14 protein-coding genes are annotated in these 12,127 nt (G+C 72.3%); 8 read left to right on the top strand and 6 right to left on the bottom strand.

The features are described from left to right. Window positions 1–76: 76 nt before the first annotated feature. A complete protein-coding gene (locus tag ACZ6TV_RS17700) occupies window positions 77–1,276 on the bottom strand; it encodes an MFS transporter (protein ID WP_465298248.1) in 1,200 nt (399 codons plus the stop codon). A 101-nt stretch (window positions 1,277–1,377) separates the two neighbouring features. Here ACZ6TV_RS17700 and ACZ6TV_RS17695 point away from each other — a divergent pair, with 101 nt between their 5' ends. Then, window positions 1,378–1,848, top strand: coding sequence for an STAS domain-containing protein (locus ACZ6TV_RS17695; protein ID WP_465298247.1), 471 nt, complete (start codon window positions 1,378–1,380; stop codon window positions 1,846–1,848). Here ACZ6TV_RS17695 and ACZ6TV_RS17690 read toward each other — a convergent pair. The 3 genes from ACZ6TV_RS17690 to ACZ6TV_RS17680 form a co-directional block, all read right to left on the bottom strand. After that, window positions 1,814–2,611 carry a pentapeptide repeat-containing protein gene (locus ACZ6TV_RS17690; protein ID WP_465298336.1) on the bottom strand — a complete coding sequence of 266 codons (798 nt, stop codon included), beginning with the start codon at window positions 2,609–2,611 and terminating at the stop codon, window positions 1,814–1,816. The genes ACZ6TV_RS17695 and ACZ6TV_RS17690 overlap by 35 nt on opposite strands. Before the next feature lie 68 nt (window positions 2,612–2,679). Beyond that, the gene (locus ACZ6TV_RS17685; protein ID WP_033364323.1) at window positions 2,680–3,024 is read right to left on the bottom strand and encodes an RNA polymerase-binding protein RbpA; all 345 of its coding nucleotides are present in this window, start codon (window positions 3,022–3,024) and stop codon (window positions 2,680–2,682) included. Between the two features lie 169 nt (window positions 3,025–3,193). Then, window positions 3,194–4,357, bottom strand: coding sequence for a coiled-coil domain-containing protein (locus ACZ6TV_RS17680; protein ID WP_465298246.1), 1,164 nt, complete (start codon window positions 4,355–4,357; stop codon window positions 3,194–3,196). A gap of 552 nt (window positions 4,358–4,909) precedes the next feature. On the opposite strand from ACZ6TV_RS17680, the gene ACZ6TV_RS17675 reads away from it, so the two are divergent. Further along, on the top strand, window positions 4,910–5,167 hold the full coding sequence (locus ACZ6TV_RS17675) for a hypothetical protein (RefSeq protein WP_465298245.1): 258 nt from the start codon (window positions 4,910–4,912) through the stop codon (window positions 5,165–5,167). 34 nt (window positions 5,168–5,201) lie between these two features. Next, the gene (locus ACZ6TV_RS17670) at window positions 5,202–5,912 is read left to right on the top strand and encodes a class I SAM-dependent methyltransferase (protein ID WP_465298244.1); all 711 of its coding nucleotides are present in this window, start codon (window positions 5,202–5,204) and stop codon (window positions 5,910–5,912) included. Here the strand turns inward: ACZ6TV_RS17670 and ACZ6TV_RS17665 are convergent. Then, window positions 5,885–6,466, bottom strand: a complete 582-nt coding sequence (locus ACZ6TV_RS17665) for an NUDIX domain-containing protein (protein WP_465298243.1) — start codon at window positions 6,464–6,466, stop codon at window positions 5,885–5,887. The two genes, ACZ6TV_RS17670 and ACZ6TV_RS17665, sit on opposite strands and share 28 nt — an antisense overlap. Window positions 6,467–6,546: 80 nt before the next feature. Between ACZ6TV_RS17665 and ACZ6TV_RS17660 the strand changes: the two genes are divergently transcribed. The 4 genes from ACZ6TV_RS17660 to ACZ6TV_RS17645 are packed head-to-tail and all read left to right on the top strand — an operon-like array spanning window position 6,547 to window position 9,090. Beyond that, window positions 6,547–7,086 (top strand): histidine phosphatase family protein, encoded by a 540-nt coding sequence (locus ACZ6TV_RS17660; protein WP_465298242.1) that lies wholly within the window; start codon window positions 6,547–6,549, stop codon window positions 7,084–7,086. A 15-nt stretch (window positions 7,087–7,101) separates the two neighbouring features. Next, the gene (locus tag ACZ6TV_RS17655) at window positions 7,102–7,839 is read left to right on the top strand and encodes a hypothetical protein (RefSeq protein ID WP_465298241.1); all 738 of its coding nucleotides are present in this window, start codon (window positions 7,102–7,104) and stop codon (window positions 7,837–7,839) included. A gap of 7 nt (window positions 7,840–7,846) precedes the next feature. Beyond that, window positions 7,847–8,359 (top strand): GNAT family N-acetyltransferase, encoded by a 513-nt coding sequence (locus ACZ6TV_RS17650; protein ID WP_465298240.1) that lies wholly within the window; start codon window positions 7,847–7,849, stop codon window positions 8,357–8,359. Next, entirely contained in the window at window positions 8,356–9,090 is a 735-nt protein-coding gene (locus tag ACZ6TV_RS17645; protein ID WP_465298239.1) for a tetratricopeptide repeat protein, read from the top strand. The genes ACZ6TV_RS17650 and ACZ6TV_RS17645 overlap by 4 nt, the downstream gene beginning before the upstream one ends. Before the next feature lie 14 nt (window positions 9,091–9,104). Here ACZ6TV_RS17645 and ACZ6TV_RS17640 read toward each other — a convergent pair whose 3' ends face one another. Beyond that, window positions 9,105–10,538 (bottom strand): FAD-dependent monooxygenase, encoded by a 1,434-nt coding sequence (locus ACZ6TV_RS17640; RefSeq protein WP_465298238.1) that lies wholly within the window; start codon window positions 10,536–10,538, stop codon window positions 9,105–9,107. 256 nt (window positions 10,539–10,794) lie between these two features. Between ACZ6TV_RS17640 and ACZ6TV_RS17635 the strand changes: the two genes are divergently transcribed. Further along, the coding region (locus ACZ6TV_RS17635) for a GNAT family N-acetyltransferase (RefSeq protein ID WP_465298237.1) at window positions 10,795–12,127 on the top strand (1,333 nt) is incomplete at its 3' end.

Here is a 12,127-nt window from a genome sequence, read left to right as displayed (position 1 = left end):
ACCCGGGGTGCCGCCCGCCCGTCTACCCGGCCCCGCAGCGCGGCGCACCCGCGGCACACCAGCGGCGGAGCAGGGGTCAGCGGCGGCGCAGCAGCAGCGCGCCGACGGCAGCGGCGAGCAGGTGACCCCCGGCCAGGACCCCGACCAGCGCCGCCGGGGACGCCCCCGCCACGAGCGTGAACGTCGCCGCGCCCACCGACGCCGCCGTCAGCTTGATCCCGGACCCGACGGTGAACACCTGCGTGCGGGTCCCCGGCGGCGCTTCCAGGGACCGGACCTCCAGCACCGACGACAGCATCGGCCCGTCCAGGACCCCGGCGACCGCGAACACCCCGACCAGCACCGGCCACGGCACCGCACCCAGCAACGCGGCCGCCGCACCCGCGAACGCGATCCCGACACCGGCCATGCAGGTCAGCACGACCAGCTGCGCCGGCACCCGGACCGGGAACCGCGCCACCAGCAGCGACCCGCACAACGCACCCACGCCGAGGGCCGTCACCAGCAGACCACCCCCGGCCGGACGCCCCTCCGCGACACCGAGGACCACCGCCACCGGCGTGATCATCCCGGCGGCGTACGACGCGAACGCCGTCGCCGCCGTCACGGCCAGCAGGGGCCGGCTCCGGACGATCGCGGCAAGACCGTCCCGCACCCCCGGCCGCGCCGCCGGTCGGGGTGTCGCGTCGCGTACACCCGCCGCAACCGGAACGTGATCGGCGGCGACGGGACCGGGGGCGACGACGGTGACCAGGGTCCCGGCCGCGACGAGGCACGCGGCGGACAGGACCAGCGCGGCGACCGGCACCCCGAACGCCGCGACCAGCAACGCACCCGCCGCCGGACCGGCGATCTCCGCCACGTTGTACGTCGCCGCGTCCAGGCCACGCGCCCGGGGACGGCCCGCCTCGGGCACCACGTCGTCGAGACGGCTCGACAGACCACCGAAGATCATCGGACCGCAGGTCCCGGCGACCACCGCCAGGGCCAGGACCAGCGGCAACGGCGCCACACCGGTCAGCAGGAGCACCCCGCCGACCGCGACACCGAACAGCGCCGCGAACCCCGCGTGGACCAGCCGCGGGCGGCGGGCCCGGTCCGTGACGAGCCCGACGAACGGGCCGGCGACCACGTGCGGGACCAGCAACGCCGACAGGATCAGCGCGCCGGGCGCCGGGTCCCCGAACTGCCTGACCGACGCGAGGAGCAGCACGACCGTGGCACCCGACTCAGCGGTCCGCGCCAGGGTCGCGGCCGTGAGGAGACGGGCGAGCACCCACGCAACGTACCCGCCCTTGATCGCGCCCATGGTCCCGGTGTGCACGGAGACGGACCGCCTGTGCTGCGGAACGTGACGAACCGGTGCAGGATCGAGTGATGGATGTTGCAGTGAACGAACGTCCCGGCGGCATCGTCCTCGTGACGCTGCACGGGGCCCTCGACATCGACTCGTCACCGCTGTTACGCGAGGCGATGCACGGTGCGCTGGACAGCGGACGGACCCGGATCGTGGTGGACCTCGGCGGCGTCGAGTTCTGCGACTCGGTCGGGCTCGGCACCTTCGCGTACAGCCACAACCGGTGCGTCGCCGACGGAGGGTTCCTACGACTGGCGGCGCCGTCGCCGTTCCTCGCCAGACTGCTCGACACGGTCGGGCTCAGCGGCCGCATCCCGGTGCACGCCACGGTCAGCGACGCCCTGTCACCCGCCCCGCCCCCTGACCCGCCGGCCCCGCCCGGCGACCTGGTCTCCGGCGGGCTGGTGTCCGGTGGCGTGTTGCCCGTCGACGCCGACGACAACCACGGGCCGGAGCTCAGCGGCGGGCGGCCCAGTGGCCCGGACGGCTGAGCGTCAGCGGCAGCCGGGTCGCGGCGTCACCGCGGGCGGCGTCCAGCTGCGACTGGATCAGGAATAACGTCCGGCGCAGATCCGCACCCCGCAGGTCGGCGCCGCGCAGATCCGCGCCGGTCACGTCCGCGGCCGTCAGGTCGGCGCCCCGCAGGTCGGCGCCGACCGCTGACGCCCCGCGCAGATCCGCGCCCCGCAGATCGGTGCGGCGCAGGTCCTTCCCGACGAGGTCCCGGCCCTGGAACGGCCGGCGCTTCCCGCGCGCCTGCGCCCTGCCGAGCTCGCCGGCGCGGCGCAGCAGCGGCACGACCGTCATCCGGTGCGCGTCCACGTCGACGGCCGCGAGCTGCTCCGCCGGCAGGTCGGTGAGGCGGCGGGTGCCGGTCAGGGCCGCGTCGAGCTCCGCGTGCAGCGGCGCGGCCGCCGGCAGGTCGCGGGCCTCCGACAGATACCACAGCAGCTCGTGCAGATGGCGCATGGCCGCGAACACGTCGAACATGAGCGGTGCCGTCGCGGGATGGGTCCGCCAGTCCCGGCCGGCGAACGTCTCCTGCGCGACCTTCTGCCCGGCGCCGAAACAGTCGTACACCGTGCAACCGGCGAAACCGCGCGGCCGCAGCGACGTGTGGATCCCGCACGCGAACGTGGCGCCGAGGTTGGGGCAGGCGTGCCCGGCTGGCTTGTCGATCGCGAAATCCGACGACCGGGAGAACGCGGGCGCGACGCAGCACAGCCCGAAACAGTTGCCGCAGTCCGCACGCAGAGCGCCCCGACGGTCCTCGACCGTCGGGGCGTCCGTGCTGTCATGCGTGCTTATGCGGTTGCCCGCCGTTACGCGGAACGGCCGCGGCGGTGGCGGACCTCTTCGAGGCGCTCGTTGAGGATGTCCTCGAGCTCCGCGATGGAACGCCGCTCCAGCAGCATGTCCCAGTGCGTCCTCGGCGGCTTCGCCTTCTTCGCCTCCGGCTCGTTGCCGTCGACCAGCCGGGCGACACTGCCGTCGAACTTGCACTCCCAGGTCATCGGGACCTCGGCGTCGACAGCGAACGGCACCTCGAACTGGTGCCCCTTGGCGCACAGGTATTCTCGGGTCTGACGCGGAGCCAGCTCGGTGTTGCGGTCGGACTCGTAGCTGACGGCTCCGAGACGGCTGCCGCGCAGCATGCGCTCGCCCATGGTCGGTCTTCCCCTTCGAATCGTGTTGCGCTTCGTTGTAACCAACGACACCACGTGGTCTGACGATTCCCACTGCGGGCGGGCAGATTACACGACCTTCCGGGTCTGGCGGTAGTCCAGTCGCCGGGTCGGTACGGTTATTTTACGTTGAGTTTCAATGATCGACCAGTTAGGCCGCGCCGTGGCGCGCCTCACCACCGGTAGTTTCGGCAGGCGGCGTCGCCGGTTGACGGGAACCGGTCAGCTGCGCCAGCGCCCCGCTCAACGTCGTGAGCTGCTGCTGCAGCTGCGCCTGCGCCGTCACCTCCCGCTCCACGGCCCGGGTCAGCTGGGCACGAAGATCGTCGGCGCGGTCCCTGGACCGCTGAAGTTCACCTTCCAGCCGGCGGTTCTCATCCTGCAGCCGCACGACGTCGCCCTGCAGCAGTTCGGCGCGTTCCTGCGCGTCCTCCATCCGCCGCCGGACCCGGGTGCCCTCCTCGAGCCGGCTCTGCAACGTCCGCTCCAGCGCGTCCCGGTCCCGGGCCGCGGTGTCGGCGGCGGCGCGGGCGGTGTCCCGTTCCCGGTACGCCTCCGCCCGCAACGCCGCCTCCGTCGCCGCCTCCCGGCGGGCCGTGTCCCGGTCGACCGCCGCGACGGCCGCGGCCGCGTCGGAGTCCCTGGCGGCGCGTTCGGCGGCGTCGACCCGCCGGGCCGCGTCAGCACCCGCCTCGGCGACCCGGACGGCGGCCTCCTCCTGGGCCCGCCGGGCGTCGTCCCGGGCCAGGTCCGCGTCCCGCCGTGCCGTCTCGGCGTCCCGGTTCGCGGTTTCCGCGTCGGTACGGGCAGCCGCCGCCGCATCGTCCGCAACCCGAACGGCGTTGTCGGCGGCCGTCCTGGCGGCGTTCATGGCGGCCTCGGCGGTCTTGGCCGTGGCGAGGGCCTGCTGCGCCGCCGAGCGGGCGTCGTCGCGTTCGGCGTGGGCGGTCAGGACCCCGGCGGCGGCCTCGGCGCGGGCCTGGGCGATCTGCCGCTCCACCCCGAGGGGGGACAGCTCACCGTGCAGCGCCTCGACGAGCGTCTCCACGACCTGGTCGAGGCGCTCGGCCACCTCGAACGCCCGGGCCACCTGCCCGCTGAGCCCGGGGGAGGACCGGTGCCGGAGCCGGGCGTTGCGCGCGTTCCGCTGGCATTCGCCGTCGTTGTCGCGGCAGTACCTGAACGGCCGCCCCGCGGCGTTGCGCTGCGGGACGGGCCGGCTGCAGTGCGCGCACGGCCGTTCCTCCCCGTCCTGGTCCCGCCCGTCCCAGCCGGGGTCCGCGGCGGGCTCGTGGGGTGCGGTTGCCGTCTCCACGCCGGCTCGGGCGACGTCCTTGACCGTCTTTCTCCGGGCGTTTCCTGGAGCACCTGCCGGGGCGCCGGTCTCGCGGCCTGAGGTGGGAGCCGCTGACGGGGCGGCTGTCACGGCTCTCGCGGGGCCTGCCTCAAGGCCGGCCGCGGTGCTCTCCGGCTCATTTGGTGCCGCCGTCTCGCGGGCGCTTCCCGCTGTGTCCGCGGTGTTCGTTCCGGTCCTCCCGGACGGACCGCCGGCGGCGTCGATGCGGGCGTGCACCCAGGTCGGCGCTCCGGCGCCCTTCGCGTCTTTCACGGTCGTGAGCGTAAGCGTTCCCACGTTCGCCCCCCGCCCACGACACGCCGAGTTGCCGAATTGCAGTTACTGATAATCCGATAATTACCTGCGATCGAGCTACACCATAATCACTGTTATGCGCGCGCGGATGCTCGGCAGCCTCCCCCGGAGCGGGCAGCAGACCTGTCCGGTCCCGGGACTCCCGGGAACTCCCGGGAAGGATGAACCTGACAAGACGATCGACGGAGGTGACGGGATGGCGCGGCTCACCGCCTCGTGGGCGGATGGCAGGACGAGGAGACCGACACGTGCGGCGACCGCGCGGTCGACCGCCGCAGTCAGGAAAGCGTCGACCCGTGGATCCGCCACCACCATCGGCTCATCGAGCTGAGCGGCAGGCATGTCATGCTCGCCGCCATGTACGACAACCTGATGGACGTCGTCCGTCTGCGCCCGGCGACGGTGGTGGTGCCGAGCGCCGCGGGGGCGGTACAGGAGACCTACGAACTGCTGGGGAAGGCGCTCGATGAGTGAAGCGTTCTACGCGCACGCGAGGCTGTACGACCTGATGTTCCCGGGCGACGGGACCGCGATCGACTTCTTCCGGGCCGCCGCCGCTCGGCGAGGCGGGCGCGTACTGGAACTCGGGTGCGGCACCGGGCACAAGCTGATCCCCATCGCGGCCGACGGGCATCCGTGCGTCGGCCTGGACCTCTCGTCCGACATGCTGGCCGAGGCCCGCCGCAAGGCGAACGACCGCGGGGTGGAGGTGGAATGGACGCAGGGCGACATGCGGGCCTTCGACCTGGGCCGCACCTTCGACTTCGTGTTCATCACCGCCAACTCCCTGCTGCACCTGTATGCGGCCGAGGACCTGGTGAGCTGCTTCCAGTCGGTCCGACGGCATCTGGCACCGGGAGCACGGTTCGTCTTCGACGTGTTCAACCCGAGCGTGCGCCTGCTCGCCGAAGCCGACGGCGGGCGACGCTCCCGGGAGTCGTTGTCGTTCACGGATCCCGGCCGTGGCGACGTCACGGTCGACGTCGCCGAGATCTACGATGCGCGCGCGCAGGTCACCCGCGGGACGTGGTACTTCTCGACGGCCTCCGAGCCCGACTTCGTCGTCGCACCGCTCGAGATCAGGAGCATCTTCCCGCAGGAGCTGCCGCTGCTCGTCTCGCTCGGCGGCCTTCAGCTCGTCGAACGCTACGGTGACTGGTCCGGTCGGCCATTTGCCGCGGATTCGCCGCTTCAGCTCTGCATCTGCGAGTCCGCGTGATCGAAGGCGGGAGCCGGTACGCCGGCCCACCGGTGCGACAACTGGAAGAGCGTCAGCGCCGCGAGTGACGGCGCGTCCACGAGCTGTCCCGACCGGATCATTCCGACGATCTCCCGATCGGTGAACGCTCGATGGATCATGTCCTGCTCACTCGCCTCCCGGGCGGGCTCACCCTCGGCGAGTCCTTCCGCGAGATAGACGTCGAACCCCTGGGTCGAGAAGCCGTAAGCCTCGAACAGATGGCCCAGATGCGTGAGCGAGGCAGCCCGCAGGCCGGTCTCCTCGGCAAGCTCCTGACGGGCAAGCGCGGCCTGGTCCCCGCTGCCACCACGCCCCCAACTGCCCTGCGGAAACTCCCAGGCCCGCCGCCCCACCGGGTACCGGAACTGCTCCACCAGCCAGAACCCGTCCCGCCAACGCGGCATCACCAGCGCGAAGTCAGGCTTCTCCACCACGCCGTAGATGCCAGGACTTCCGTCAGGACGGCGAATCTCGTCCTCCCGGACGACCATCCAGGGGTTCTGGTACACAACGCGACTGGTGACCCGTTCCATCACGGGATCATCCCAGCCCGCCCGGGCGACGCGCCGTCCCTGGACCACCAGGCGATACGGTCGGACGATACGGTCGAACGATGTCGATCGAAGTGGTGTTCGAGACGCATGCGCTGAGCGAGGACAACGAGCGCGGGATCGCCACAGGGTGGCTGCCAGGGCGCCTGAGCGAGCAAGGCCGGGCCAACGCGGCGGACATGGGACGCCGGCGGCGCGGCGACGGCATCACGGCGGTGTTCACGTCCGACCTGCGTCGCGCTGCGGAAACCGCCGACATCGCGTTCGGCGGCACCGGCATCCCGGTCCTGCACGACTGGCGGCTGCGTGAGTGCGACTTCGGCACCCGCAACGGTTCGCCCGCCGCTGACGTCAAGGCCGACCGGCTGGAGTACTGCGACCGGCCGTACCCAGGCGGCGAAAGCCACGAGCAGGCGATCGCCCGGGTCGTGCGGTTCCTCGCCGACCTGCCGACCAGGTGGGCCGGGCAGCGCGTGATGCTGATCGGGCACCTCGCCACGTACCGTGCCCTGGAACAGGTGACCACCGGCCGCACCGTCAGGGAACTGGTCGCGGCGACCTTCGAATGGCGGGCCGAAGGATGGCAGTACCGGCTGAGCTGACACGACAACGCGACGGTGACCATGACCGAATTTGAGGACCTCTACCGCCACCTGCTCGTGACCGATCCGTCCGACCGCAGACAGTGGCTGCTCGACCGCCGATCCACCTCCGTCTCAGCGGCTCACTGGTGGCTCGCGCTCATCGACTCTGCCGTGTCCGACGTTCGCCATGAGCAGCAAGGACTACCGGCGAGACGTCCCCGCGCCGACCTTGACCTGGCCGCAGCCCTGATCGACTGGGCACTGGAGCAGAACTTCCCGATCGATATCGCCGTCGGCAACCTCGTCCAGCTCACGACGGCCGGACTCGCCGCCGGTCGACGCCCCGACCTCCTACCCGCAAACGTCCGACCGGACAGCGTCGCCGGCCAAGCCCTCAGAACGTTCGGCTTCACCCGCCCGCGGGCGATGACCCGTGCTGCGGAACTGCGCGCCAAACCGATCACCGATGACGACTACGCCACGCCGGGTGAGAACATCGCAGAGATCCTCTGGCTCTTGAGCGGCACCGACGACTACCAGGATTACCACCGGCTTCTTGGCATCCAGCGAATGCTGAATGACCTCAAACCCGTCATGCACCTCGTCACAGACACCGATCTCTCGGCAGAACTTGCCGCCTGGCTGAAGATCCTGCCCGAACTGGACCCGTTTCCAGTCGATGCCGCAGACACGCCCGCCGAAGACCCGTTCCATCACGTGATGAGGTCCCCATCTCGTCCACAGTGCCGCCCTGACCGCGCCGGCAAATAATGGCCTGATGTCACGTCCAGCCATCCGAACCCGGCGAGTCGTCGACCTGGACCAGTGCGTTCAAGCGCTGCGCGCAGTGCACGAAGCCGACGCATACCCGCTGAACTGGCCGGCGGACCCGCGCGGGTGGCTCAGCCCACCGGGCCTGTTGCATGCATGGATCGCCGAAGCCGCAGGCGGCACCGTCGACGGCCACGTCGCGGTCCGGAGCGCACCCAGCGAAGCACCGGCCCGCCACGTCGAACTTTGCCGGCTCTTCGTCACTCCCGCCGCGCGGCGTCGCTCCCTCGCCAGCGCGCTCGTCAACCACGCCGGAAGCTGGGCCGCCGAGCACGACTACGATCTCACGCTGAACGTCGCCGACGGAGAGCGCCCGGCAGCCGTCGCCTTCTACGAAGCCAGCGGCTGGCAGCACACGCACACGACAGACGCCGACTGGACCACCCCCGACGGCGGACCTGTCAAGCTGCGCCACTACATACTCACCAGCGGCACAGGAGGGCCTAGAGTCACGCCATGATCAATGGCGATCCCCTCGACCGTGGTGACCTGCTGGTGGAGCAGGGGCTGGTCGAGGAGGCCGAGGCGACCTACCGGGCCGGTGTCGCCGGCGGGCACGTCCACTGCTGGCTCGGGCTCGCGACCCTGTACCGGGACCTCGGCCGCCACGACGAGGCGGTCGCGGCGTGGCGGAGCGGGATCGACGCCGGTCTGACCGGCACCCGTGAGGGCCTCGCCCTTCTGCTCGGGAAGATCGGCCGGGTCGAGGAGGCCATCGACCTGCACCGGGCGGTCATCGCCGACGACGGGCCTTCCGGGGTCGTCTGCCTCGCCCGGCTGCTCGCCGACCAGGGCCGCGTCGACGAGGCGGTCGCGGAGTACCGGGCGGTCCTCGGCGACGAGGCCGTGGCGTACTGGCCGCTCGGCGAGCTGCTGGAGCAGGCCGGCCGGGTCGAGGAGGCGCTGGAGGTGTACCGGGCGGCGGTCGCGGCCGGCGAGACGGAGACCCGTCCCCGCCTGGTGCGGCTGCTGACCGTTCAGGGGCACCTGGACGAGGCGCTGCACCAGACGAGGACGGCGATCGCCGACGGCGAGCTCGGCGCGTACAAGGCGCTGGGGTGTCTCCTGGCGAAGACGGACCGGCGGGACGAGGCCGACGCCGAGGCGGAGCGGCTGGCCGCCGACGGCAACTGGCCGGCGCTCGCCAAGCTCAGCGCCGGCCTCGCCCGCGGCGACCAGCCCCCGCCCTGATACGCAGCAGAAACTCAGCCGGCGGGTTCGCCGAACCAGCGGGTGAGGTGCCCGTCCAGGTCCCGCTGATCGTCGCCGGCCCAGGCGACGTGCCCGTCGGGGCGGAGCAGGACCGCCGGGACGTCCAGTGCCGCGGTCGGATCGGCGAGCGTGTCGACCCGGTCCGACCAGCCGCCGGCGGTCAGGGTTCCGGCGCGGTCCAGCAGCAGGCCACGGCCGCGGTGCAGCAGGCCGTACAGGCGACCCTGCCGCACGTCGAGGTCCGGCATGCGGCGACCGACCAGGCCGGGCAGGCCGCCGAGGCCGCCGAGGTCGTAGCGGACGCCGGTCGCGGTGATCTTCTCGGTCAGGTGGCGGTTCACCGCGTCGAAGTCCATCAGCTCGGCGAGCAGCCTGCGCGCGGCCCGCGGGCCGGGGCCGTCCGCCAGCAGTGCCGTCTGCGCGCGGGTGTTGTCCAGCACGTCCGCGGCGACCGGGTGCCGTTCGGCGTGGTACGTGTCCAGCAGCGGGTCGGGCGCCCAGCCGCGGACCCGCGCGGCGAGTTTCCAGCCGAGGTTGAACGCGTCCTGCACGCCCAGGTTGAGGCCCTGCCCGCCGATGGGTGGATGGATGTGCGCCGCGTCGCCGGCCAGCAGCACCCGCCCGACCCGATACCGGTCGGCCAGCCGGGTCGCGTCGCCGAAGCGGGACAACCAGCGCGGGGAGTGCACCCCGAAGTCGGTCCCGGCGACGGTACGCAGCTGCCGCCGGAAATCCTCCAGCGTGGGTGGTTCCGCGCGGTCGCTGACGCCGGCGCCGGGGATGACGACGCGGTAGACCCGTTCGCCGAACGGCCCGAACATGAACCGCTGATCGGTCTCGCGGATCTCGGCGACCTTGGCGGCGATCTCCTCCGGCGGCGCACCTGCTTCCAGCTCACCCATCAGGGTCTCGGACCGTGAAGGTTCGCCGGGGAAGCCGACGCCGAGGAGTTTGCGGACCGTGCTGCGGGCGCCGTCGCAGCCGACGAGGTACCGCGCCCGCAGCCGTTCCCCGCCGGCCAGCTCGACGGTCACACCGTCGTCGTCCTGCTCGAGGCCGGTCACCGCGCGGCCGCGGCGGATCTGCGCGCCCTGGTCGGTCGCGTGCCGTTCGAGCAGGGCGACGATGACCGGTTGCGGGATGCCCAGCAGGAAGGCGTACGGGGAGTCCAGGCCCGCCGGCGCGGGTTTGTCGATGGCGGCGAAGTAGCTGCCGGCGGGGCGCCGCCGTCCCCGTTCGACGATGCGCTCCAGCAGGCCGCGCATGGCCATGATCTCCAGGCTGCGGGTGTGCAGGCCGACGATCCGGACGGCGGAGACGGGCCCGGTCTCCTGCTCCAGGACGAGGACCCGCACGTCGTGCAGCCGCAGCTCGGCGGCCAGCATCGCGCCGGTCGGCCCGCAGCCGGCGACGATGACGTCGAACACGGTGGATTCAGTGTGCTGAGCGTGCATTGGGTGTTGCCTTTCGGGATGCCTTCTCGACGGAGGCGCTCCCGGGCGACACCTACGTCGATCGCCCGACCGTGACGGCAAGGGGGAGCACCCACTTCACTGCAACGTTCATAGGTCTCACCTCCTCGGGTGGTGTCTCGGTCCACTGCAAGCTACAAGACCGGCGACACCCCGTCCAGTCCTTTGCCGGGCGCGCGCGGCGGCCGGCGAGCCGGAACAATAGACGACCGTGACGATCGAGATCGAGATCCGGCCCGTCACCCGCGACGAGGCCGCCGGGTATCTGCGGGTGCTGCCGTACGTGAACGGCCTGCCGCACTGGGAGCCGGCGCCGGCGGCGTGGCACGGAGGGCCGGAGGCGTGGCCGCCGCCGAACCGGCCCGCGACCGGCGAACAGGTCGCCGCCTGGACGGACACCGTCATGGCGGCGCATTTCCACCCGCAGGCGGCGTTCGACGGGGCGAAGGTCGTCGGCGGGTCCGCGATGCTGTCGATGGAGATCACCGTCCCCGGGGCGCGGACGGTGCCGTTCGGTGGGGTGACGGCGACCGCGGTGACCGCGACCCACCGCCGGCGGGGGCTGCTGCGCGGGATGATGCAGGCGATGTTCGACGAGGCCGTCGAGCGCGGCGAACCCCTCGGCGCGTTGAGCGCCAGCGAGGGCGGCATCTACGGCCGGTTCGGGTTCTCGCCGGCGACGGTGCGGACCCGGTGGGACCTCGACCGGGGCGAGGCCGCGTTCCGGGACACGGACCCGCCCGCCGGGTCGCTGGAGCTCGTCGACGCCGCCACCGCGCGGCAGGTCTGGCCGCTGGTCCACGAGCAGGTCCGCCGCATCCGGGTCGGTGAGCTGTCGCCGTTGCCGGGGCGGTGGGACGGGCTGCACGACGACGCGCACGGCACCGACGGGCCCACCCGGTACCTCGTCCACCGCGACGGACACGGGACCGCCGACGGGATCGCGAACTTCCGGCTGCCCTGGTCACCGCACGTCGAGCACACCGGGACGCTCGTCGTCGACGCGCTGCACGCCGTGACGGCGGACGCGTACCGGGCGATGTGGCTGCTGCTCACCGACTTCGACCTGACCAGGCGCGTCGTCGCGCCGACCCGCCCGGCGGACGAGCCGCTGCGGTGGATGCTGCACAACCCGCGGGCGCTGCGGGTCACCCGGCAGACCGACAACCTGTGGCTGCGCATCCTGGACCTGCCGGCCGCGCTGACGGCACGCGGATACGACACCGGCGCCGAACTGACGATCGCCGTCGACGAGGACAGGATGTGCCCGCGCAACGCCGGGACCTGGCGGCTGAGCGTGACACCCGACGGGACCGAGTGCACGCGTACGGGCACCCGCCCGGACCTGACGGTGGACGTGCAGGCGCTCGGATCGCTCTACCTCGGCGGCATGTCGGCCGCGCTGCTCGCCGCGGCGGGCCGGATTCGCCAGCACCGGGGGGGGGGGGGGGGGGGGGGGGGGGGGGGGTTCGCCCCCACCCCCAAAACAACGAACGAAGAAAGAGAGGGTGTGGGGGAAAAGGGGCCGCACGTTTGTTGTGTCC

The organism is Dactylosporangium sp. NPDC051087 (genome assembly GCF_055586325.1).
The sequence above is the reverse complement of the archived record's forward strand: the minus strand, read 5'-3'. Positions and strand labels throughout refer to the sequence as shown.

Bases quoted from the DNA above. Each gene is read 5' to 3' on its own strand.
- ACZ6TV_RS17660 (WP_465298242.1), top strand. From the start codon at position 6,547: ATGTCGATCGAAGTGGTGTTCGAGACGCATGCGCTGAGCGAGGACAAC.
- ACZ6TV_RS17650 (WP_465298240.1), top strand. From the start codon at position 7,847: ATGTCACGTCCAGCCATCCGAACCCGGCGAGTCGTCGACCTGGACCAG.
- ACZ6TV_RS17645 (WP_465298239.1), top strand. From the start codon at position 8,356: ATGATCAATGGCGATCCCCTCGACCGTGGTGACCTGCTGGTGGAGCAG.
- ACZ6TV_RS17685 (WP_033364323.1), bottom strand. From the start codon at position 3,024: ATGGGCGAGCGCATGCTGCGCGGCAGCCGTCTCGGAGCCGTCAGCTAC.
- ACZ6TV_RS17670 (WP_465298244.1), top strand. From the start codon at position 5,202: ATGTTCCCGGGCGACGGGACCGCGATCGACTTCTTCCGGGCCGCCGCC.
- ACZ6TV_RS17665 (WP_465298243.1), bottom strand. From the start codon at position 6,466: ATGGAACGGGTCACCAGTCGCGTTGTGTACCAGAACCCCTGGATGGTC.
- ACZ6TV_RS17695 (WP_465298247.1), top strand. From the start codon at position 1,378: ATGGATGTTGCAGTGAACGAACGTCCCGGCGGCATCGTCCTCGTGACG.